A 20,492-nucleotide genomic window follows, 5' to 3' on the forward strand; every position below is an offset into this window, starting at 1 on the left:
ATCCTCCCCCTTTGGGGGAGGTGTCGCGGAGCGACGGAGGGGGTCTGCGGACTCGGCGGGTGAAACCCCCTCCGGCCCTCCGGGCCACCTCCCCCAGAGGGGGAGGATCAGTCCGCTTCCTCCGCCCAGGCCTTGATCAGCTGGTGGGCGATGGCCAGCGGCGGGGGCGCGAAGAAGCCTTCCAGCTCGCCCTTGATCAGGGCGCGGGCCTCGTCCTTGGTGAACCACTTGACCGCTTCCAGCTCGGTCTGGTCGGGGGCGGCGACGTCGCTGTCGACGTCGGCCATCAGGCCCATCATCAGCGACGAAGGCCAGGGCCAGGGCTGGCTGGAGTGGTAGCGGACGGCGGTGGCGGTCAGACCGGCCTCCTCCATCAGCTCGCGGGCGCAGGCCTCCTCGATGGTCTCGCCCGGCTCGACGAAGCCGGCCAGGGCCGAGTACATGCCGGGCGGCCACATCGCCTGGCGGCCCAGCAGGCAGCGGCCGTCGTGCAGGGCCAGCATGATCGCCACCGGGTCGGTGCGCGGGAAGTGCTCGGCCTGGCAGGACGGGCACTGGCGCTTCCAGCCGCCGTCGCTGACCGCCGTCTCCTGCCCGCAGTTGCTGCACCACTTGTGCTTGCGCCGCCATTCGAACATCGACTTGGCGGTGGCCAGGATGCCGGCGTCGGGCGGCGGCAGGGTCAGGGCGATCCCGCGCAGCTCCTCGAACCGGCCCAGCCCCTGCAGCGGCCCTTCGGCCGGGTCGGCCCCGCCCTCCAGATCGACGGCGAACACCGCGATGTCCTTCCACAGGCCCAGGAACAGCAGCCGCTCGGGCGTGGCCGACAGGTCCTTGGCCATGTCGGCGCGCAGATAGGCGATCTGGGCGCCCGTCACCTTGCCGTCCTTGCCGACCACGTCCTCGACCAGCGCCTTGCCGTTCCAGATGGCGACCGCCAGCGAGTTCGGGTCGCCGGCCTTCTCGGCCAGCCAGGCCTCGTCGCCCCGGCGCTCGCTGGCGCGGTCGAGCGGATTGCCGGCGAAGATGTTGGTGATGATCGAAAGGGCCATGGCGAATCTCTAGAGCATTTTCGAGCGAAGTGGATTCCGGTTCGCGTGAAGAAAATGCTCAAGGCAAAGAACTGGAGGTCCTCCGGACCTCCGGCGCCCGCGACCAAGAGTCGTCACGGCTCCGCGCTTCGTGTCTTGCATCCGTCGTAATGAGTCGCGATATAGGCCTTGGAGATCGGCGACGGGCGGAGTCCTCGCCAACCTGGTCAGGGCCGAGAGGCAGCAGCCACAACGAGTTTCGCTCCGGGTCGTCTGCCGGTCTCCACCTTTCCCCACATTCCGACAGCAATAGGCCTGCTAAGGCGGGCCGAGCCTTTTGCTGCGCCTTCCAGCACACTACACTCAGGGCCATGGCCGACCACGACGACCTCACGACCGATTCCGCGCCGCCGTGGGACGAAGAACCCGCCGAGCGCGACGAGAACACCGCCGACATCTTCGGCGGTCCGCCGGCGGAGGCGCCTGCGCCCGCCGTCGTGACTCCCGCCGCGCCGCCGCCGGTCGCCGCCGAGACGTCGTCCGATCCCGACGCCGCCTACACCGTGCTGGCGCGCAAGTACCGGCCGCGCACCTTCGAGGACCTGATCGGCCAGGAGGCCATGGTCCGCACCCTGGCCAACGCCTTCTCGACCGGCCGCATCGCCCACGCCTTCATGCTCACGGGCGTGCGCGGGGTCGGCAAGACCACGACCGCCCGCCTGCTGGCCCGGGCGCTGAACTACGAGACCGACACGGTCCACGGACCGTCGGTCGACCTGACCGTCGACGGGCGGCACTGCAAGGCCATCGTCGAAGGCCGGCACATGGACGTGCTGGAGCTGGACGCCGCCAGCCGCACCAAGGTCGACGAGATGCGCGAGCTGCTGGACGGGGTGCGCTACGCCCCGGTCGAGGCGCGCTACAAGGTCTACATCATCGACGAAGTGCACATGCTGTCGACGGCGGCGTTCAACGCCCTGCTGAAGACGCTGGAAGAGCCGCCGCCGCACGCCAAGTTCATCTTCGCCACCACCGAGATCCGCAAGGTGCCGGTGACGATCCTGTCGCGCACCCAGCGCTTCGACCTTCGCCGGGTCGAGCCGGACGTGCTGGTCAAGCATTTCGGCAAGATCGCCGCCAAGGAAGGGGCCAAGGTCGAAGAGGACGGCCTGGCCCTGATCGCCCGCGCCGCCGAGGGCTCGGTGCGCGACGGCCTGTCGCTGCTGGACCAGGCCATCGTCCAGGGCGAGCGCGGCTCGACCGTCACCGCCGCCGTGGTCCGCGACATGCTGGGCCTGGCCGATCGCGGCCAGACGATCGCCCTGTTCGAGAACGTGATGAGCGGCAAGCCAGGCGAGTCGCTGAAGGGCTTCCGGGCGCTGTGGGGCTTCGGCGCCGATCCGGCGGTGGTCATGCTGGACCTACTGGACCACTGCCACGCGGCCTCGGTGGCCAAGGCCCTGGGGCCGGACGCCCTGTCGATGCCCAAGGAGCAGGCCGCGCGCCTGACCTCGATCGGGGCCCAGACCTCGGCTGGGACCCTGTCGCGCCTGTGGCAGATGCTGCTCAAGGCCCATGACGAGGTGCGCCGCGCGCCCGACGCCATGGCCGCGGCCGAGATGGCCGTCATCCGCCTGTGCTACGCCGCCGACCTGCCCGGTCCGGAAGAGGCGCTGAAGGCCCTGCGCGACGGCCAGCCGGTGGGCGGCGGTCCCGGAGGCGGCGGCGGCTCGATCGGCGGCGGCGGCGCGCCCGGCGGGGCGGTCAACGCCCAGGCCCGGGTGATGGCCGCGCCCAGCGCCCCGGCCGCGCCGGTGCTCGCTTCCTTCGAAGATGTCGTGAAGCTGATCGCCGAGAAGCGCGACATCGGCCTGCGCCTGGACGTCGAGCAATATGTCCGCCCGATCAGCTTCCGACCCGGGGCGATCACCTTCGAACCGGCCCCCGGCGCGCCCGGCAACCTGGCCGGCCGCCTGGTGCGGGCGCTCAAGGAATGGACCGGCCAGCCCTGGCTGGTGGCGGCCGAGGGCGGCGGCGGGGCCGAGAGCCTGTTCGAGCGGCAGAAGCGCGAGGAGCGCGAGGAGCTGGCGGCGATCCGGTCCGACCCGTTCGTCGCCTCGGTGCTCAGCGCCTTCCCCGGCGCCGAGATCGTCGAGGTCCGCACGATCCTGACGCCCGAGGCGCCGCCGATCGAGCCGGACGAGCTGGAAGAGACCTGAGGCGTCGTCGTCCCGGACGAGCGCGCAACGCCGGACGACGGTTTCGCCGTTTCCGGGATGACAGGGAAAGTGGAGCAAGGCAGATGAAAGACCTCGGCGGCCTGATGAAGCAGGCCCAGGAGATGCAGCAGAAACTGGCCGACGCCCAGGCGCGGCTCGCCCAGCTGACGGTCGACGGCACCGCCGGCGGCGGCATGGTCACCGTCACCCTCCGGGGAAACGGCGAGCTGGCCAAGGTGGTGCTGGACGAGAGCCTGGTCGAGCCGGGCGAGGGCGAGGTGATCGCCGACCTGATCGTCGCCGCCCACGCCGACGCCAAGAAGAAGCTCGACGCCAAGCAGGCCCAGCTGATGCAGGAAGCCGCCGGTCCGATGGCGGGTTTGATGGGCGGCATGCCGGGCATGAAGTTCTAGGGCGTTCTCACCATGTTTCCGCTCATCCAGGCGTTCGCCGGGATGAGCGGAATCAAAGAGACCAGGAGATCGCATGCTCCATTTCCGCACCGTCCTGGCCGCCGCCGCCCTGCTGGCGCCCGGCCTCGCCCTCGCAGACCCGTTGCCGGCCGACCTGGCCGCCGCCGCCCACGCCTATGACGCCGCCCAGGTGAACGGCGACCGCGCGGCGCTGGAGCGGCTGGTGGCCGACGACTACGTGCTGGTCAACGGCGCCGGCCAGGTCCAGGACAAGGCGCGGCTGATCGCCGACTACGTGGCCCCCGGCTTCAAGCTCGACCCGTTCACGATCGAGGCGCCCGTCGAGAAGGTCTTTGGCGACACCGCCCTGCTGGGCGGCCGGGTCAACATGACGGGCGTGGACGGCGGCCAGCGCTTCGCCCTCGTCGTGCGGTTCGTCGACGCCTGGGCCAGGCGCGACGGCCAGTGGCGGGTGGTCTATTCGCAGGTCACGCGGGTGGCGAAGCCCTGATGGCCGCTTCCGCCGGACCAGAAATCGAGCGCCTGATCGCCCTGCTGTCCAAGCTGCCGGGCCTGGGTCCGCGTTCGGGCCGGCGCGCGGCCCTGGCCCTGCTGAAGAAGCGCGACACCCTGCTGGCCCCGCTGACGGCGGCGATGATCGAGGCCCAGGCCAAGGTGCGCACCTGCTCGGTGTGCGGCTCGCTCGACACGTCGGACCCCTGCGCGATCTGCTCGGACGCCACGCGCGACAACCGCCTGCTGTGCGTGGTCGAGGAGGTGGGCTCGGTCTGGGCCATGGAGCGCGGCGGCGCGTTCAAGGGGCGCTACCACGTGCTGGGCGGCCTGCTGTCGGCCCTGGACGGGATCGGTCCCGAGGCGCTGCGGGTGGGCGAGCTGCTGGGTCGGGCGAACGCGAGCGAGATTTCCGAGGTGATCCTGGCCCTGCCGGCCACGGTCGACGGCCAGACGACGGCCCACTACCTGGCCGACCGCCTGGCGCCCACCGGCGTGTCGGTGACCATGCTGGCGCGCGGCGTGCCGGTCGGCGGCGACCTGGACTGGCTGGACGACGGCACCATCGCCCAGGCGCTGAGGGCGCGGCGGCCGGCTTAGCGCGGTTTCTCACTTGCCCCCACCTGGCGGCTTCGCCGCCTGTCCGCCCCCATAGAGGGCGGAGCCTTCGCGCTCGGGCTCTTCCCCCTCTGGGGGAAGACGACCGCGCAGCGGTCCGTAGGGGGCAAGTGCGCGGCTTCCCCGAACCCCCGACTCCGGCTAAGAACGGAGCATGAACTTCTCCGATCCGTTCCTGATCCTCGCCCTGGTCCTGCTGGTCGTGGCCGTCGCCGCCGCCGCGGTCGCCGTCTGGGCCATGGGCCGGGCCGGCCGGGCCGAGGCCCGGGCCTGGGAGTTGAACGCCAAGCTGGTCCAGGCCGACGAGCGCGCGCGGCTGCTGGAGGACCAGGCCGCCACGCAAGGCGAGCTGATCCGCGCCCAGGCCGCCCAGCAGGCGACCATGACCGCCAACACCGTGGCCGAGGCGCTGATCAAGCGCACCGAGGAGAACTTCAAGAGCCGCGAGCTGCTCAGCCAGCAGCGGCTGGAAGCCCAACTGAAGCCGGTGGCCGAGACCCTGGCCAAGTTCGAGGCCCAGGTCGTCGCCGTCGAGAAGGCCCGCGCCGAGGAGACCGGCGGCCTCAAGGCCCAGATCGCCGCCCTGATGGAGGCCTCGACCGCCACCCAGTTCGAGGCCCGCAAGCTGTCGGCCGCCCTGCGGCGCGGGGCCGGGGTCCAGGGCCGCTGGGGCGAACAGACCCTGCGCAACGTTCTCGAGGCCGCCGGCCTCAACACCCGCTTCGACTTCGAGGAGCAGTTCAGCATCGACAGCGACGAGGGCCGCCGCCGGCCCGACGTCAAGGTCAAGATGCCGGGCGGCGGGGTGTTCGTGATCGACGCCAAGTGCTCGCTGAACGCCTTCCTCGAGGCCCAGGAGGCGACCGAGGAGCACCTGCGCGAAAGCGCCCTGGCCCGCCACGCCGCCAGCGTCCGCGCCCACATGCAGGGCCTGTCGGCCAAGGCCTATTGGGACCAGTTCGCCAGCGAGGGCTCGCCCGACTTCGTGGCCATGTTCGTGCCCGGCGACGGATTCCTGGCCGCCGCCCTGGACCGCCTGCCCGACCTGATGACCGAGGCCATGGACCGCCGGGTGCTGCTGGTCACCCCCACCACCCTGTTCGCCCTGTGCAAGGCGGTGGCCTATGGCTGGCGGGCCGAGGACCAGGCCAAGAACGCCGCCGCCATCGTCGCCGTCGGCCGCGAGCTCTACAAGCGCATCGCCGTGATGGGAGCCCACGCCGGCTCGGTGGGCAAGGCGCTGGAGGCGGCGGTCGGCCGCTACAACCAGTTCGTCGGTTCGCTGGAAAGCCAGGTCCTGACCCAGGCCCGCCGCTTCGAGGACCTGTCGGTCGACCACGAGGGCAAGGAGATCGGCGAGCTGTCGCCGGTGGAGAACGCCGTGCGGCCACTGGTCAAGCTGGCGGCCGATGAAACGCCGAAGCTGCAGGCGAAATCCTAATCGCTTCTCTATCTCCGCTCATCCCGGCGAAAGCCGGGACCCAGATCCCATAGCTGTGTGGATGATTGGATGGGGTTCTGAGCCTATAGCGTCAGCTACACCGCCATTCCATCTGGGGCCCGGCTTTCGCCGGGATGAGCGGATTTTGAAAGGGGTGTGACCGCCCCCCGCGCCCTTCCGTCGCCTTGACGCTGACCGGCGCGGACCTTACCTGACTGTCGTTATGGCCATCCGTCGCATCCTCACCGTCGATAACGCCGCCGATCTGGCGATCCTGAAGCAGGTCTCCAAGGACGTGCCCGCCGTCGACGACGCCCTGCGCGCCCTGATGGACGACATGCTGGAGACCATGTACGACGCCCCCGGCATCGGCCTGGCGGCCGTGCAGGTCGGCGAGCTGGTCAATGTCATCGTCATGGACCTGGCCCGCGAGGGCGAGGAACCGGCCCCCCGCTATTTCGTCAATCCGAAGATCACCTGGGAGTCCGAGGAGCTGTTCTCGTACGAGGAAGGCTGCCTGTCGGTGCCCGAGGTCTACGACGCCGTCGAGCGTCCGGCGCGGGTCAAGATCAGCTACCTGAACTATCAGGGCGAAGCGGTCGAGGAAGAGGCCAGCGACCTGTTCGCGGTCTGCATCCAGCACGAGATGGACCACCTGAAGGGCGTGCTGTTCATTGACCACCTGTCGCGCCTGAAGCGCGACCGGGCGATCAGCAAGGTCAAGAAGGCGCGCCGGGCGGCCTGACCTTACACCCTCTCCCATGGGGAGAGGGCGAGTTTTACCGCGTCGCCTCGTGGACTTCCTTCTTGGCGTTCGAGCCCGCCTTCTTGGCGTCGGCGTTGATGTCCGCCGCGGCCTGCTTGGTTTCCTCGCCGGCCTTGGCGCCGACTTCCTTGGCCTTGTCGACCGCCTCGCCGGCCGCGACCTTGGCGTCGGCGGCGGCTTCCTCCGTGCTTTCCTTCAGGGCCGTGCCGGCCTGCTTGACGTCGGGGTCGTTCTTGATGTCGGTGGCGGCCTGCTTGATCTCGCTGCCGGCGGCCTTGGCGCCTTCCTTGATCTGGGTGGCGTGCTCGTCCGAGCAGGCCGCCAGCGACAGGGCGGCCAGTCCGGCGACGGCGAAGAGGGCGATGGAGCGCATGGCGTTTCCTCTTGAATGGATTGCCCCATAGAACGGCGGGCCATGGTCGCGGTTCCGGTCGTCGTCGCGCCCAGCCTTCCTAACGGCCGCCGGGCCGTCTAAACGTCCGCCATGCGCCTCGCCTTCCTCGGAACCCCCGATTTCTCCGTCGCCTGCCTGGCCGAGCTCGTCGCCGCCGGCCACGAGATCGCCTGCGTCTATTCCCAGCCGCCCGCCCCGCGGGGCCGCGGCCAGGACCTGAAGCCCTCGCCGGTCCACGCCTTCGCCGACAGCCTGGGCCTGCCGGTGCGCACGCCGGTGTCGATGAAGGCCCCCGAGGAGATCGAGGCCTTTCGCGCCCTCGACCTTGACGCCGCCGTGGTCGTGGCGTTCGGCCAGATCCTGGTGCGCGACGTGCTGGAGGCCCCGCGCCTGGGTTGCTTCAACCTGCACGCCAGCCTGCTGCCCCGCTGGCGTGGCGCCGCGCCGATCCAGCGGGCGATCATGGCCGGCGACGCGGTGACCGGCGTCCAGGTGATGCGGATGAGCGAGGGCCTGGACGAGGGGCCGGTGCTGATGGGCGAGCAGGTGCGGATCGACGCCCTGGAGACCGCCGGGACCCTGCACGACAAGCTGGCCGCCGTCGGCGCGCGCATGCTGCCTGTCGCCCTGGCCGCCATCGAGCGCGGCGGAGCTCGCGAGGTCCCGCAGGCCGAGGAGGGCGTGACCTACGCCAAGAAGATCAAGTCGGCCGAGGCCCGCATCGACTGGAGCCGCCCCGCCGCCGAGGTCGATCGCCACATCCGCGGCCTGTCGCCGTTCCCCGGCGCGTGGTTCGAGGCGCCGAGCGACAAGGGGCCGGTGCGGGTGAAGGCCCTGCTGTCGCGGGTCGAGGACGGCGACGGAGAGGCCGGGGCCGCCCTGGACGACGCCCTGCTGATCGCCTGCGGTGACGGCGCGGTGCGCCTGCTCAAGGCCCAGCGCGAGGGCAAGGGCGCCCAGGACGCCGAGGTCTTCCTGCGCGGCTTCCCGCTGGCGGCCGGGACGGTCCTGGCCTGATGCCCCGTTATCGCCTTCTGATCGAATATGACGGCCGGCCTTATAACGGCTTCCAGGCCCAGGCCGCGCAGCCGTCGGTTCAGGGGGCGATCGAGGCGGCGGTCAAGGCCTTCAGCGGCCAGGCGATCCGCATCGCCGCCGCCGGCCGCACCGACACCGGGGTGCACGCCACCGGCCAGGTGGTGCAGCTCGACCTGGAGCGCGACTGGCCGGCCCAGACGGTGATGAACGCCCTCAACGCCCACCTGACGCGCGAGGCGGTCAGCGTGCTGGACTGCGTGGTCGCCCCGGAAGGCTGGCACGCCCGGTTCTCGGCCAACGAACGCCGCTACCTCTACCGCATCCTCAACCGCCGCGGCCCGCCGGCCCTCGACAAGGGCAAGGTCTGGCACATGAAGAAGCCCCTCGACGCCGAGGCCATGCACGCCGCCGCGCAAGCCCTGGTGGGCCTGCACGACTTCACCACCTTCCGCGACATGGCCTGCCAGTCGAAGTCGCCGGTCAAGACTCTGGACGTGGCGCGGGTGCTGCGGGTCGGCGACGAGGTCCATCTGGTGTTCGAGGCCCGCTCGTTCCTGCACCGCCAGGTGCGGTCGATGACCGGGACCCTGGTCGAGGTCGGGGTCGGGCGGTGGACGGCCCAGGACCTGCGGGACGCGCTGGAGGCCAAGGACCGCACGGCCTGCGGCCCGGTCGCGCCGTCGGACGGGCTGTACCTGACCGGGGTCGGGTACGAGGGGGACACCTGAGTCCGCTCATCCCGGGGTTCGCCGGGATGAGCGGATCAAAAAAGCGTGGAAACGACCTCAGCGCTTCCGAGCCCGCTCGGCTCGCGCCGTCTGGATCTGGCCGATCGCCAGGGCCAGCATGAAGGCGCCGAAGGCGGCGACCACCAGGGTCAGGAAAGGGGTCATGGAAGTTCTCCGTTGTGACAACGGCGAAGCTTTCCCGATGCGCCCGATGACGGCCTTGATCTGCCTCAAGACGCCATAGGTCCTCCCCCCTGTGGGGGGCGATCGCCTATGGATTCACTGCCAAAGCAGCTGTCATCCCGGATCTTCGCGCCGCGCGCTTCGTCCGGGATGACAGTCGTATTGGGGCATATGCGATAGCCCTCGCCCACAGGGGGAGGAACTACAACACCGAGCAGTTCGTCAGCTGGCTGAACCGCTCCAGGGCCACCGTGCCGACCACCGAGGTGCCGAACCGGTCCAGCTCCGGCGACCACACCGCGATGGCCGCCTTGCCCGGCACGATGGCGACGATCCCGCCGCCGACCCCGCTCTTGGCCGGCAGGCCGACGCGGTAGGCGAAGCTGCCGACGCTGTCATAGATGCCGCAGGTCAGCAGCAGGGCGTTGAGGCGGCGGCTCAGGCGCTCGGGGAAGATCGTCTCCTCGACGATCGGCGAGAAGCCGCCGGCCGCCAGGGGCAGCATGGCCCGGGCCAGCTGGCGGCAGCTCATGGTCAGGGCGCACTGGCGGCAATAGGCGGCGACCACGGCCTCGGGGTCGTGGGTGATCGTGCCCTTGCCGCGCATCAGGTTGGCGATGGCCCGGTTCTGCCAGGCGTGGGCCAGTTCGGACGCCGCCACCGCCTCGTCGATCTCGACCTTCTCGCCGGCCAGGAAGCCCGCGAAGCCGCGCACCAGGGCCGGCGGGTCCTTGAACACGTCCATCAGCAGGTCGCTGATCGCCAGGGCCCCGGCGTTGATGAACGGGTTGCGCGGCACGCCGTCCTCGGCCTCCAGCTGGGAGAGATGGTTGAACGGCGTGCCCGACGGCTCCTTGCCGACCCGCGTCCAGACCTCATCGCCGAAGCGGTTCAGGGCCAGGCCCAGCGAAAACACCTTGGTGATGCTCTGGACCGAGAAGCCCTCGTCGGCGTCGCCGACCGCCGCCTCCTCGCCCGAGACCAGCCGCACGGCCATGCCGAACTTGGTCGGCGACACGCAGGCCAGCTGCGGGATGTAGTCGGCGGGCCGACCCTTGCCGAAGTGCGGCTTCACCAGCACGGCCACCTCGGCCAGGACGTCGGCGATCGAAAGCTCGTCCATGCCTAGATCCGCACCGCCACCAGCACCGCCCCGGACGCGATCAAGGCCACGCCCAGCCAGTTCAGCGGCGACAGTCTCTCACCCAGGAAGGTCGCGGCGATGATCGCCACGAACACGACGCTGAGCTTGTCCACCGGCGCCACCTTGGCCGCCTCGCCCAGCTTCAGGGCCCGGAAGTAGCATAGCCACGAGGCTCCGGTGGCCAGGCCCGACAGCACCAGGAACAGCCAGGACCGGGGCGCGATCGAGCCGGGCGCGCGCCACTCGCCGGCCACGGTCAGGATCAGGGCCGAAAAGCCGAGGATCACCACGGTGCGGATGAAGGTGGCCAGGTTGGAGGAGACGCCCTCGACCCCGACCTTGGCCAGGATGGCGGTCAGGGCCGCGAACACCGCCGAGGCCAGGGCCCAGAAGGGCCAGCTCGCCAGGGCGGCGCGGCCCATCAGGCGAAGGCCGCGAAATAGCGGCCGATCAGGGCCTGGTAGATGTTGGCCAGGTCCTGGATTTCCTGCACCGGGACCCGCTCGTCGACCGCGTGCATGGTCGCGCCGACCAGGCCGAACTCGACCACCGGGCAGAGGCTGCGGATGAACCGCGCGTCGCTGGTGCCGCCGGTGGTCGACAGCTCCGGGACCCGGCCGGTGGCGTCGCCCACCGCCCCGACGATCACGTCGGTGAAGGCGCCCGGCTCGGTCAGGAAGGCCTCGCCGCTGATCTTGCACAGCGCCTCGACCCGGCCGGAGAAGCCCTCGGCGGCCTCGCGGCACTCGTGCTCGATCCAGGCCTGCAGATCCTTGCCCTTGTGGGCTGGGTTGAAGCGGATGTTGATCCGGGCCTTGGCGCTGGCGGGGATGACGTTGGTGGCGGTGTTGCCGACGTCGACCGTGGTCACCTCCAGGTTCGACGGCTGGAAGCCGGCATAGCCCTCGTCGAGCACCCGGCTCTGCAGACGCGACAGGATGTCGACCATCACCGGGATCGGGTTGGCGGCGCGGTGCGGATAGGCCACGTGGCCCTGCCGGCCGTCCACGGCGATCCAGGCGTTGATGCTGCCGCGCCGGCCGATCTTGACCATGTCGCCCAGCAGGTTGGCGCTGGTCGGCTCGCCGACGATGCAATGGTCGATGACCTCGCCCTCGGCGGCCAGGGCCTGGACGACCTTGACCGTGCCGTCCTCGGCCACGCCCTCCTCGTCGCCGGTGATCAGGAAGCTGAGCGAGCCGGGCAGCTCCCGGGGCAGGTTCGAGACGGCGGCGACGAAGGCGGCGATGGCGCTCTTCATGTCGACCGCGCCGCGGCCGTACAGCACCCCGTCCTTGATCTCGGCCTCGAACGGACCGGCGGTCCAGGCCGCGTCGTCGCCCACCGGCACCACGTCGGTATGGCCGGCGAAGCAGAGGTTGGGCCGCGCGGTCCCGCGCCGGGCGTAGAGGTTCTCGATCTGGCCGAACCGCATGCGGCGGCAGGCGAAACCCAGGGCCTCCAGCTGCCGCTGCAGCACGTCCATCGCGCCCTCGTCGGCCGGGGTCACGGACGGGCGGCGGATCAGCGCCTGGGCCAGGGCCACGGGGTCTAGGGCCACGGAGTCGATGCTGACGGGATCGGGAGCGGGGCTGGTCATCATCCTGCCTTTAGGCTTCCCTCCGGCCGGACGCAAACCGCGCAAGCTTCTTCCACGGACACCCATGCCCAAGATCGACCTCGACGCCGCGCCCCAGCGCCAGGGCAGCAACTACCCCTCGCCGTTCGACCGGCCCTGCAGCGGGCGCCGCCGCTGGGCCCTGGGCGATGCGGCCGGGCTCGACCAGTTCGGCGTCAACCTGATGCGTCTGCCGCCCGGCCAGTGGAGCAGCCAGCGCCACTGGCATTCGGCCGAGGACGAGTTCGTCTGGGTGGTCGAGGGCGAGGTGGTGCTGGTCGAGGACGGCGGCGAGACGGTCCTGCGGGCCGGCGACTGCGCGGGCTTCAAGGCCGGCGTCGCCAACGGCCATCATCTGGAGAACCGCTCCGACCGCGAGGCCGTGCTGCTGGAGATGGGCTCGCGCCGGCCGGACCAGGACACCTGCAGCTATGCCGACATCGACATGGTGGCGCGGCCGGGGGAGGATTTCTATCGGCATAGGGACGGGACGCCGTATCCGGCGTCTTAGAGCGGAGTTCGGGCGCTAGGCGTGCAATTCGACCGCAGGTGACCCAATGGTGGAGCTTTGAGGTTGATTTGCTCCATGAGGTTGTGTTTTGGTTGTCCACTCGTCTGGGGGGACGCATCATGCGCTATCAAGCCATCGGCCTGCTTGCGGGCTTTGCCACCATGGTCTTGGCTGGGGGCGCGGCGGCTGCGTCACCTCCGCCGGAAGCCTGCAAAGCCACCGAGCCATCCGCGCCATGGCAGGGGTGGTTCGAGGGCGGCGAGTATCAGCGCGCGCTCGCGATTGATGAGATCAAGCGGCTGCGACGGAGCGGCAGCACTATCGACGACGTGCGCGATGCGTCCGATTGTCTGAGCCGCTACTATGGTCTGCGCGCCGGCCGCCAGCAGACCGCGCTGGATGCCGGATCTGGCGTCGTGTTCTTTGGCGCGCTCGGCTCCCTGGCCAGCGGAGGCGCGGGCGCGACGACACAAGCCTATTGGAACTACGCCGCGCTGTTGCCCGTGGTGATCGCGCAATTCAACGCCAGCGAGCCGACGCGCGATCTTTACGCCGGAGGGCGCGCGGGCTTGGACGCGCTGGAAGGCCGCTATCACTATCTTGAACAGTTGACGGACCTTCTGTCTGACAGCACGCGTCAATCGGCCACCGTATGGAAGCCCCTGGCGTCCGAACGGGCTTGCCTCGAACTAGTCGTCAATGCCGACGATACCGATGGCAATGTCGAGAACTGGGATGCTGGTCAGAACAAGACCGCGCTTTTGGCCGACTATCGCCGCTTGCGTGAGGCATGTGATGATGTCGCCCGCACCTACCTTAGTTTGCATAGTGCGACAGACGCCGCCGAGCGATGGAAGTCGAAATATGGACAGGCCTATGCCCGGGACCTGAAGCGCTTGGACGACGAGATTCTGAGCAAGGATCGGCAGCTGCGCTATTCGCCAACCGAAACCTTGTCGGCGATGGCCGCTGCGCCTTTCGCGGCGGTGGCGACCTTGCTGTCAGGCGAGAACGGCTCCCAGGCCATCGACCGACTGAAGACGCAACGCACCTTTGCGACCCTCAACGTGCCCCTGGAACTGATCCTCCTGCCGCCAAATCCCTCGACGACCGTGGGCGCCTATAGCGTCAGCGATACCGCCCTGGCGCGCCGTTCTGCATGGCTGGCTGAGCAGGCGGCGATCTCGGCGGCCAACCCGAAGGGGAAGAAAACCACCAAGAAAACGGTTGCGACCCCGCCCTCGCCAAAGCCGGCTCAGGATGTCGATGACGCAGTGAAGCGCATGCACGCCGCAGCACGGGACCTTAACAACGCCCACAGCGACCTGAGCTACGCCTTGACGCTAGCGAACGCGATCAACGCGCTCGCCGCTTACAACCAGCTGGTCTTCAGCTACGACGCTACTACCACCAAGACCAGTGTCTTGCTGATTACGGCCCCGTCCCCCGCCACCAGCGTGCCCACGACTCCTAGTCCCGCAGCAGGTCGTTGATCGAGGTCTTCGACCGGGTCTTGGCGTCGACCGTCTTGACGATCACGACGCCCTCCACCCCTTTTCCGAACAGGGGCCGATGCAGCAGTCGTCCTCGATGATGGTCAGATTGGTTTGCAGGGGCTCCAGCGCCGCCGACACCTGGCGCCGCGTTCGGAGTGGAGACACGCCGCGAGGGCATGTCCCCGTCAGGCGGCCAGAATGTCCAACGCGTGCGCCAGGCTCGGCCGGGCGCGCGCGTCGAGGCTCAGGCAGTCGCTCAGCAGGGCCTGGACGGTGGCCGAGGCGGGCTCGGCGCACAGGTCCAGCAGTTCGCCCAGCAGCCGGCCCCAGGCCAGGACGTCCAGCCGGTGCAGCGGGGCGCCGGATCCGGCCGGCAGGAACGAGGCCGCGCCGAAGTCGCTGAGCACCGCCGCCCCCGTCTCGCCGTCCCACAGCGTGTTGTGGGCGTAGAGGTCGCCGTGCGACAGGCCGCGAGCATGCAGCCGGGCCGCGCCGGCCGCCACGTCGCGGGCGACGCGCAGCGCCACGTCGAGATCCAGGCGAAGGGCGGGGTCATAGACGTCGCGGCTGCAGGTCTCGGGGCTGGGCGGCTCGGCCAACACGCGCCAGCGCTCGGGGAGGAGGGGCATCAGCAGGCCCTGGGCGCCGTCGGGATGATCGACCAGGCGGCCCAGGGCGCCGGTCAGGTTCGGATGCTCGCCGGCGGCCAGGCAGGCGGCCATTTCGCGTTCGGGCAGGCCGTCGCTGGTCATGGCGCCCTTGAACAGCTTGAGCGCGACGGGGCGGGTCTCCGGGCCGTCGATCCAGTCGGCCGCGTGAATTCGGCCCGAGGCGCCCTCGCCCAGCGCACGGCCCAGCCGCAGGGTCGACCAGGCGACCTCGACGCTGGCGGCCGGGGCGCCATGGTCGAACCGATTGCCGGCCCAGGCCAGCCAGGCCAGGCTCGGCAGCTCGGTCAGCCAGCCGGGAAGAGCCTCGAAGCGGTTGGCGGCCAGGCGCAGCAGCTCCAATCGCGGGTGGCCCGCCAGGCTGTCCGGCAGGGCCGACAGGCGATTGCCAGCCAGCATCAGCTTCTGGAGCGCGGGCCGTTCGCCCAGGGCGTCCGGCAGGGTCTCGAGGGCGTTGTCGGTCAGGGTCAGCCAGCGAACGGCCGGCGGCAGGGCCTCGGCCGGGATCTCGCGCAGGCCGCAGCCACGGAAGCCGACCTGGCTCAGCGCCGCGCAGCCGCCCAGGCCGGGCGGCAGGCGCGCGAGGGGATTGCCCGAGCAGAACAGCACCCGCAGCTTCGTCAGCCGGCCCAGGTCGTCGGGCAGGCCCGTCAGGGCGTTGCCGCCGAGATCCAGCACCTCCAGCGTGTCGGCTAGGTCGAAGATCTCGCGCGGGAAGTCGGTCAGGCCTTCGCGGAGGGTGAGCTCGCGGGCGCCCGCCAGGTCGCCGTTTCGCAAGGCTGCCAGGGTGGCTTTCGACATGGCGGCGGAAGCCCCCTCCGACCCTTTGGGCCACCTCCCCCAGAGGGGGAGGATCTTTGCTCAAGCAGATGCTCCCCCTCCGGGGAAGCTGTCGCGTAGCGACTGAGGGGGCCTTTCCGCCCCCTAACTCAGTCCCGCAGCAGGTCGTTGATCGAGGTCTTCGACCGGGTCTTGGCGTCGACCGTCTTGACGATCACGGCGCAGGACAGGCTGGGGCCGCCGTTCTTGTCGGGCAGGCTGCCGGGCACCACGACGCTGTAGGGCGGCACCTTGCCGATGTGGACCTGGCCCGTGGCGCGATCGACGATCTTGGTCGAGGCCGAGATGAACACGCCCATCGACAGCACCGAGCCTTCGCCGACCACGACGCCTTCCACCACTTCCGAGCGGGCGCCGATGAAGCAGTCGTCCTCGATGATCGTCGGATTGGCCTGCAGGGGCTCCAGCACCCCGCCGATGCCAACGCCGCCCGACAGGTGGACGCGCTTGCCGATCTGGGCGCACGAGCCGACCGTCACCCAGGTGTCGACCATGGTGCTGTCATCGACATAGGCGCCGATGTTCACGAACGACGGCATCAGGATGACGTTCTTGCCGACATAGGCGCCGCGGCGGACGATCGAGCCGGGCACGGCGCGGAAGCCGGCGGCCTCGAACTGCGGGGCCTCCCAGCCGTCGAACTTGTTGGGGACCTTGTCCCACCACGGACCGACCGCGCCGCCCATGGCGCCGGCGCGCATGACGGCGTTGGGGTTCAGGCGGAACGACAGCAGCACGGCCTTCTTCAGCCACTGGTGGGTGGTCCATTCGCCGTCGATCTTCTCCGAGACCCGCGCCTTGCCGGCGTCGATCAGCAGCAGGGTCTCCTCGACCGCCGTGCGCACCGGGCCGGTGGTGGCGGTGGAGACGCCGTCGCGGGCCTCCCAGGCGGCTTCGATCTCGGCTTGCAGGTCGACGAGGGTCAGGGCGGCGGTCATGTCAGGCTTCCTTCAGGCGCGCCGAGGTCAGGAACCCGGCGAGATCGTGCGTGCGGTGATGGACGAAAGGCGCGGTCGAGGCGGCCGCGTGGGCGCCGACCAGGACGGTGGTCATGCCCAGAAGGGCGGCGGGGGCCAGGTTCTTCTCGCTGTCCTCGAAGAAGGCGGCGACCTTCGGCGCCACGGCATGGCGGCGGGTCATCTTCTCGAAGGTGGCCATGGCGGGCTTGGGCAGGTAGTCGGCGGTCTCGATCGAGAAAGTGTCCTCGAACAGGTCCGCCAGGCCCAGGCGGCCCAGCACCCGCTCGGCATGACCCGTCGAGCCGTTGGTGAACACCAGGCGGCGGCCGGGCAGGCGCAGGATCGCCTCTCGTAGGGCCGCGTCGGGCGTCAGCCGATCCATCGAGACGTCGTGCACCTCGTCGAGGAACGCCTTGGGCTCCATGCCGTGGTGCATCATCAGCCCGGCCAGGGTGGTGCCGTGCTCGGCGTAGTAGCGCTTCTGCAGGGCCTTGGCCTCGTCGCGCGCCAGGCCCGTAAAGCGCTCGACGAAGTCGGTCATCCGACCCTCGATCAGGGCCATGTACTCGCACTCGGCCGGATAGAGGGTGTTGTCCAGGTCGAACAGCCAGGTCTCGACGTGGGTCAGGTCGGCGCTCATCAGCTCCTCCACCGCGAAGCGGGGGAGGTGGCGCGACGCGGATACGCGGCGTGACGGAGGGGGCGTCCAGCGGCGGGGCGGGACGCCCCCTCCGTCGGCTTCGCCGCCACCTCCCCCGTTGCACGGGGGAGGAGAGGAGCGGTCATGCTCATTTCGAGATCAGCGTGCCCGCGCCGTGCTCGCTGAACAGTTCGACCAGCATGGCGTGGGGACGGCGGCCGTCCAGGATGACCACGGCCTCGACGCCGGATTCCACGGCGTGGATGGCGTTCTCCAGCTTGGGGATCATGCCGCCGCTGGCCACGCCGCTCTCGATCAGGGCGCGGGCCTCGGCGATGGTCATCTGGCGGATCAGCTCGCCGTTGCCGTCCAGCACGCCGGCGATGTCGGTCAGCATCAGCATCCGCTTGGCCTTCAGGGCGCCCGCCAGGGCGCCGGCCACGGTGTCGGCGTTGATGTTGAAGGTCTCGCCCGTGGTCGACACGCCGATCGGGGCGATGACCGGGATGTAGTCGGTCTCCGAGGTCAGCAGGGCCTGGATGATGTGAGGGTCGATCTTGGTCGGCTCGCCCACGAAGCCCAGGTCGACGGCCTGCTCGATGTTGCTGTCGGGATCCTTGCGGGTGCGGGTGACCTTCTCGGCGGTGATCATCCGGGCGTCCTTGCCCGACAGGCCCACGCCGCGCACGTCGGCCTCGGCCCCGGCCAGGGTGATCCAGTTGGCGATTTCCTTGTTGATGGCGCCCGACAGCACCATCTCGGCCACTTCCATCGTCGCCTCGTCGGTGACGCGCAGCCCGTCGACGAAGGTCGACTTGACGCCGGCCTTGTCGAGCATGCGGCTGATCTGCGGCCCGCCGCCGTGCACCACGACGGGGTGGACGCCCAGCAGCTTCAGCAGCACGGCGTCGGCCGCGAACAGCTTGGCGACCTGCTCCTGGCCCATGGCGTGGCCGCCGTATTTGATCACCACCGTCTCGCGGTCGTAGATCTGGATATAGGGCAGGGCTTCGGCCAGGGTCTTGGCGGTGGCCCAGCCCGCTTCCTCGGCGACGTCGGTCAAGGCGGCGGTCCTGTAAGGCGAAAGGCGCGCCTCGATAGCGGACCCCGGGACCCCTGTCACGCGTCGCTTACGTCCAGGGTGGAGGACGGCAGGCGATGAAGGTTCCCCGGCTCCGTAATTACGCCAACCCGGATTGTCATCCCGGACAAGTCCGGCGAACGCCGGGCGCAGATCCGGGACCGCCGCAAGCGCCGAGTTCACGCCCGGTCCCGGATCTTCGCGCCGCGCGCTACGTCCGGGATGACAGGTCTGAGGGGCTCCGACGCGGCGGGTCCTGCTGCCCCCGTCCATACCGCCACCTCAGGACCAGCACCGCGCCCGACATCAGCAGGCAGGCGGTGTTGGAGGCGATCACCGGCCAGGCCTCGATCAGCGCTCCGTAGGCGATCCAGCAGGAAAAGCCGGCGACGGTCACGACATAGGTGCGCAGCGACACCGACGAGGCGTCCTTCTCGCGCCAGATCTTGACGATCTGCGGGGCGAAGCTGGTGATCGACAGCAGGGCCGCCGCCGTGCCGACGATCGGGGCTAGCGGACCGAGGTTCACGCCTGGACGGCTTGGGGCCGGGCGGTCAGGCCCCAGCGCTCGGCATAGGCCGGCGACAGCTCCAGGCCGAGCGGCGGCGGGCCGGGCGCCAGGCCCTCGCGCAGACAGACCGTCAGATAGGTCAGGGCGGTCTTCACGCCATATTCGGAATAGGGCTTGCCGATCACCCCGCAGGCGCCGGCGAAGTCGTCGGGCAGCCGCTTGACGTTGGCGGTCATGAACAGGGCCACGCCGCCGCAGTCGTCGTGGATGGTGCGCGCCACCTCCACCCCCGTGGGGCCGTCGCGCAGGTGGACGTCGACCAGGGCCAGGTCCGGGTGCAGGTCGCTGGCCAGGGCCATCGCCTCGTCCGAGCTCATGGCCAGGCCGACCGAATGGCAGCCGATCTCCTCGACCAGGAACTCCAGTTCGGTGGCCAGCAGAACCTCGTCTTCCACGATCAGAACGTCGAGCGGGCGCGCGGTCATCACCAGATCCAACCTTCTTCAGCGATGGCCGCCATTGACCGGCAGGCGCACCACGACGCGGGTTCCGGGATCGGCGGGAGTGGTTTCGGTCCGCGCCTTGAGCTGCTGGCACAGCAACTGGACGATGGTCAGACCGAATCCGCCCGACGACGCGGAATATTCCAGTCCAACGCCGTCATCGGCGATTTCGATCCGGAATTCCTCGTCCTGGCGGGTGATGCCGACAAAAATCTCGCCGGGGCGGCCGTTCATGGCCTCCGGCGGGAAGGCGTGGCGCAGGGCGTTGGAGAACAGCTCGCTGATCACCAGGGCCAGGGGCGCGGCCTTGGAGGCGGCGATGTCGACGCGCTCCAGGTCCAGGCGCACCTTGATGTCGTCGCGCCGGGCCGATCCCACCATGTCGCCGACCAGGTCGCGCACGAAGGCCGAGACGTCGAAGCGCTCGACGTCGTCGCTCTGGAACAGGCGGCGGTGGACGGTGGCGATGGCGCTGACCCGTTCCAGCATGCCCCGCAGGCTGCCCTTGACCGCCGGGTCGGTGACGCGACGGTTCTGCAGCAGCAGCAGGGACGAGATGAGCTGGAGGTTGTTCTTGACCCGGTGGTCCACCTCGTGGAGCAGGGCGGTCTTCTGCTGCAGGGCCTGGGTCAGGTCGGCGGTGCGGGCCTCGACGGCCGCCTCCAGCCGGTCGCGGGCGTCGCCCAGCTCGAACTCGGCGCGCTTCTTGTCGCTGATGTTCAGCTGCGAGCCGAAGAAGTAGTCGATCCGGCCGCTCTTGCCGCGCACCGGCGACAGGGTCAGGGCGTTCCAGAAGGTGGTGCCGTCTTTGCGGTAGTTGAGGATGTCGAGCGTGGCGTCTTCGCCGTCGGCGACGGCGCGCCGCAGGGTCTCGATCGCGGCCGGGTCGGTGCCGGGCCCCTGCAGGAAGCGGCAGTTGCGGCCGATGACCTCGTCGCGCTGATAGCCGGTCAGGGCCAGGAAGGCGTCGTTGGCGAAGATGATCGGATGGTCGGGCTGATGGGCGTCGGTGACGATCATCGCCATGCGGGCGGCGCGGATCGCCGCCGCGAACGGGTCGCCGACGCCATGCTCGGCGGCCAGTTCCTCCGCCGCGCGTTCCGACCGCAAGATGTCCGTCATTCGCAAGACGCCCCCGACCTTCCGGCCTGTCCGTGGTTTCCCGGAACGCCGGCGG

Annotated in this window: 22 protein-coding genes, 1 other RNA gene and 1 pseudogene; 11 read left to right on the plus strand and 13 right to left on the minus strand. The window is 69.9% G+C overall.

Going from position 1 to position 20,492, the window contains the following annotated elements; all coding sequences use genetic code 11:
- Positions 1-107: 107 nt before the first annotated feature.
- Positions 108-1,052, minus strand: a complete 945-nt coding sequence (nudC, locus tag BM066_RS22305; RefSeq protein ID WP_089930366.1) for an NAD(+) diphosphatase — start codon at positions 1,050-1,052, stop codon at positions 108-110.
- Between the two features lie 172 nt (positions 1,053-1,224).
- On the opposite strand from nudC, the gene ffs reads away from it, so the two are divergent.
- From ffs to def, 7 genes are all read left to right on the plus strand, one after another.
- Positions 1,225-1,317: signal recognition particle sRNA small type (gene ffs / locus BM066_RS22310), an RNA gene on the plus strand.
- 85 nt (positions 1,318-1,402) lie between these two features.
- Entirely contained in the window at positions 1,403-3,250 is a 1,848-nt protein-coding gene (locus BM066_RS22315; protein WP_018061634.1) for a DNA polymerase III subunit gamma/tau, read from the plus strand.
- An 83-nt stretch (positions 3,251-3,333) separates the two neighbouring features.
- On the plus strand, positions 3,334-3,663 hold the full coding sequence (locus tag BM066_RS22320; protein ID WP_018061633.1) for a YbaB/EbfC family nucleoid-associated protein: 330 nt from the start codon (positions 3,334-3,336) through the stop codon (positions 3,661-3,663).
- Positions 3,664-3,736: 73 nt separating this feature from the next.
- A complete protein-coding gene (locus tag BM066_RS22325) occupies positions 3,737-4,174 on the plus strand; it encodes a nuclear transport factor 2 family protein (RefSeq protein ID WP_089930368.1) in 438 nt (145 codons plus the stop codon).
- Positions 4,174-4,776 (plus strand): recombination mediator RecR, encoded by a 603-nt coding sequence (recR, locus tag BM066_RS22330; RefSeq protein WP_018061631.1) that lies wholly within the window; start codon positions 4,174-4,176, stop codon positions 4,774-4,776. The genes BM066_RS22325 and recR overlap by 1 nt, the downstream gene beginning before the upstream one ends.
- Before the next feature lie 172 nt (positions 4,777-4,948).
- The gene (locus tag BM066_RS22335) at positions 4,949-6,235 is read left to right on the plus strand and encodes a DNA recombination protein RmuC (protein ID WP_018061630.1); all 1,287 of its coding nucleotides are present in this window, start codon (positions 4,949-4,951) and stop codon (positions 6,233-6,235) included.
- 223 nt (positions 6,236-6,458) lie between these two features.
- Complete coding sequence (gene def / locus BM066_RS22340) at positions 6,459-6,980, plus strand: peptide deformylase (protein ID WP_018061629.1); 522 nt, start codon at positions 6,459-6,461, stop codon at positions 6,978-6,980.
- A gap of 34 nt (positions 6,981-7,014) precedes the next feature.
- On the opposite strand, the gene BM066_RS22345 is transcribed toward def, so the two are convergent.
- Complete coding sequence (locus tag BM066_RS22345; RefSeq protein ID WP_018061628.1) at positions 7,015-7,374, minus strand: hypothetical protein; 360 nt, start codon at positions 7,372-7,374, stop codon at positions 7,015-7,017.
- A gap of 111 nt (positions 7,375-7,485) precedes the next feature.
- Between BM066_RS22345 and fmt the strand changes: the two genes are divergently transcribed.
- Together fmt and truA are read left to right on the plus strand one after the other, a co-directional pair.
- Positions 7,486-8,412, plus strand: coding sequence for a methionyl-tRNA formyltransferase (gene fmt / locus BM066_RS22350; RefSeq protein ID WP_018061627.1), 927 nt, complete (start codon positions 7,486-7,488; stop codon positions 8,410-8,412).
- Positions 8,412-9,161 carry a tRNA pseudouridine(38-40) synthase TruA gene (gene truA, locus BM066_RS22355; protein ID WP_018061626.1) on the plus strand — a complete coding sequence of 250 codons (750 nt, stop codon included), beginning with the start codon at positions 8,412-8,414 and terminating at the stop codon, positions 9,159-9,161. The genes fmt and truA overlap by 1 nt, the downstream gene beginning before the upstream one ends.
- A gap of 385 nt (positions 9,162-9,546) precedes the next feature.
- On the opposite strand, the gene BM066_RS22360 is transcribed toward truA, so the two are convergent.
- Genes BM066_RS22360 through dapE form a run of 3 tightly spaced genes read right to left on the minus strand, consistent with a single transcriptional unit; the run spans position 9,547 to position 12,088 of the window.
- Entirely contained in the window at positions 9,547-10,467 is a 921-nt protein-coding gene (locus BM066_RS22360; RefSeq protein WP_018061624.1) for a glutaminase, read from the minus strand.
- A gap of 2 nt (positions 10,468-10,469) precedes the next feature.
- Positions 10,470-10,910, minus strand: a complete 441-nt coding sequence (locus tag BM066_RS22365; protein ID WP_018061623.1) for an EamA family transporter — start codon at positions 10,908-10,910, stop codon at positions 10,470-10,472.
- Positions 10,910-12,088: a succinyl-diaminopimelate desuccinylase gene (gene dapE, locus BM066_RS22370; RefSeq protein WP_026176500.1), complete on the minus strand. Its 1,179-nt coding sequence runs from the start codon at positions 12,086-12,088 to the stop codon at positions 10,910-10,912. The genes BM066_RS22365 and dapE overlap by 1 nt, the downstream gene beginning before the upstream one ends.
- A 64-nt stretch (positions 12,089-12,152) precedes the next feature.
- Here dapE and BM066_RS22375 point away from each other — a divergent pair, with 64 nt between their 5' ends.
- On the plus strand, positions 12,153-12,617 hold the full coding sequence (locus BM066_RS22375; RefSeq protein ID WP_018061621.1) for a cupin domain-containing protein: 465 nt from the start codon (positions 12,153-12,155) through the stop codon (positions 12,615-12,617).
- A 119-nt stretch (positions 12,618-12,736) separates the two neighbouring features.
- Complete coding sequence (locus BM066_RS22380) at positions 12,737-14,110, plus strand: hypothetical protein (RefSeq protein ID WP_018061620.1); 1,374 nt, start codon at positions 12,737-12,739, stop codon at positions 14,108-14,110.
- Here the strand turns inward: BM066_RS22380 and BM066_RS27155 are convergent.
- The 8 genes and pseudogenes from BM066_RS27155 to BM066_RS22415 form a co-directional block, all read right to left on the minus strand.
- Positions 14,088-14,162: pseudogene (locus BM066_RS27155) on the minus strand (hypothetical protein); the annotation flags it as partial. The gene BM066_RS22380 and the pseudogene BM066_RS27155 overlap by 23 nt on opposite strands.
- A 136-nt stretch (positions 14,163-14,298) precedes the next feature.
- The gene (locus BM066_RS22385; RefSeq protein WP_018061619.1) at positions 14,299-15,582 is read right to left on the minus strand and encodes a leucine-rich repeat-containing protein kinase family protein; all 1,284 of its coding nucleotides are present in this window, start codon (positions 15,580-15,582) and stop codon (positions 14,299-14,301) included.
- A 128-nt stretch (positions 15,583-15,710) separates the two neighbouring features.
- Positions 15,711-16,559: a 2,3,4,5-tetrahydropyridine-2,6-dicarboxylate N-succinyltransferase gene (dapD, locus tag BM066_RS22390; RefSeq protein ID WP_018061618.1), complete on the minus strand. Its 849-nt coding sequence runs from the start codon at positions 16,557-16,559 to the stop codon at positions 15,711-15,713.
- Between the two features lies 1 nt (position 16,560).
- Positions 16,561-17,220, minus strand: a complete 660-nt coding sequence (locus BM066_RS22395) for a pyrimidine 5'-nucleotidase (protein ID WP_089930370.1) — start codon at positions 17,218-17,220, stop codon at positions 16,561-16,563.
- A gap of 148 nt (positions 17,221-17,368) precedes the next feature.
- A complete protein-coding gene (gene argB / locus BM066_RS22400; protein ID WP_018061568.1) occupies positions 17,369-18,283 on the minus strand; it encodes an acetylglutamate kinase in 915 nt (304 codons plus the stop codon).
- Positions 18,284-18,512: 229 nt separating this feature from the next.
- Entirely contained in the window at positions 18,513-18,830 is a 318-nt protein-coding gene (locus tag BM066_RS22405; RefSeq protein WP_018061567.1) for a SemiSWEET family sugar transporter, read from the minus strand.
- Positions 18,827-19,297, minus strand: a complete 471-nt coding sequence (locus BM066_RS22410) for a response regulator (RefSeq protein WP_026176484.1) — start codon at positions 19,295-19,297, stop codon at positions 18,827-18,829. The genes BM066_RS22405 and BM066_RS22410 overlap by 4 nt, the downstream gene beginning before the upstream one ends.
- 18 nt (positions 19,298-19,315) lie before the next feature.
- Entirely contained in the window at positions 19,316-20,437 is a 1,122-nt protein-coding gene (locus BM066_RS22415) for a photosensory histidine protein kinase LovK (RefSeq protein ID WP_018061565.1), read from the minus strand.
- Between the last annotated feature and the right edge of the window lie 55 nt (positions 20,438-20,492).

The sequence above is a fragment of the Caulobacter sp. UNC279MFTsu5.1 genome, assembly GCF_900114015.1.
GTDB lineage: Bacteria > Pseudomonadota > Alphaproteobacteria > Caulobacterales > Caulobacteraceae > Caulobacter.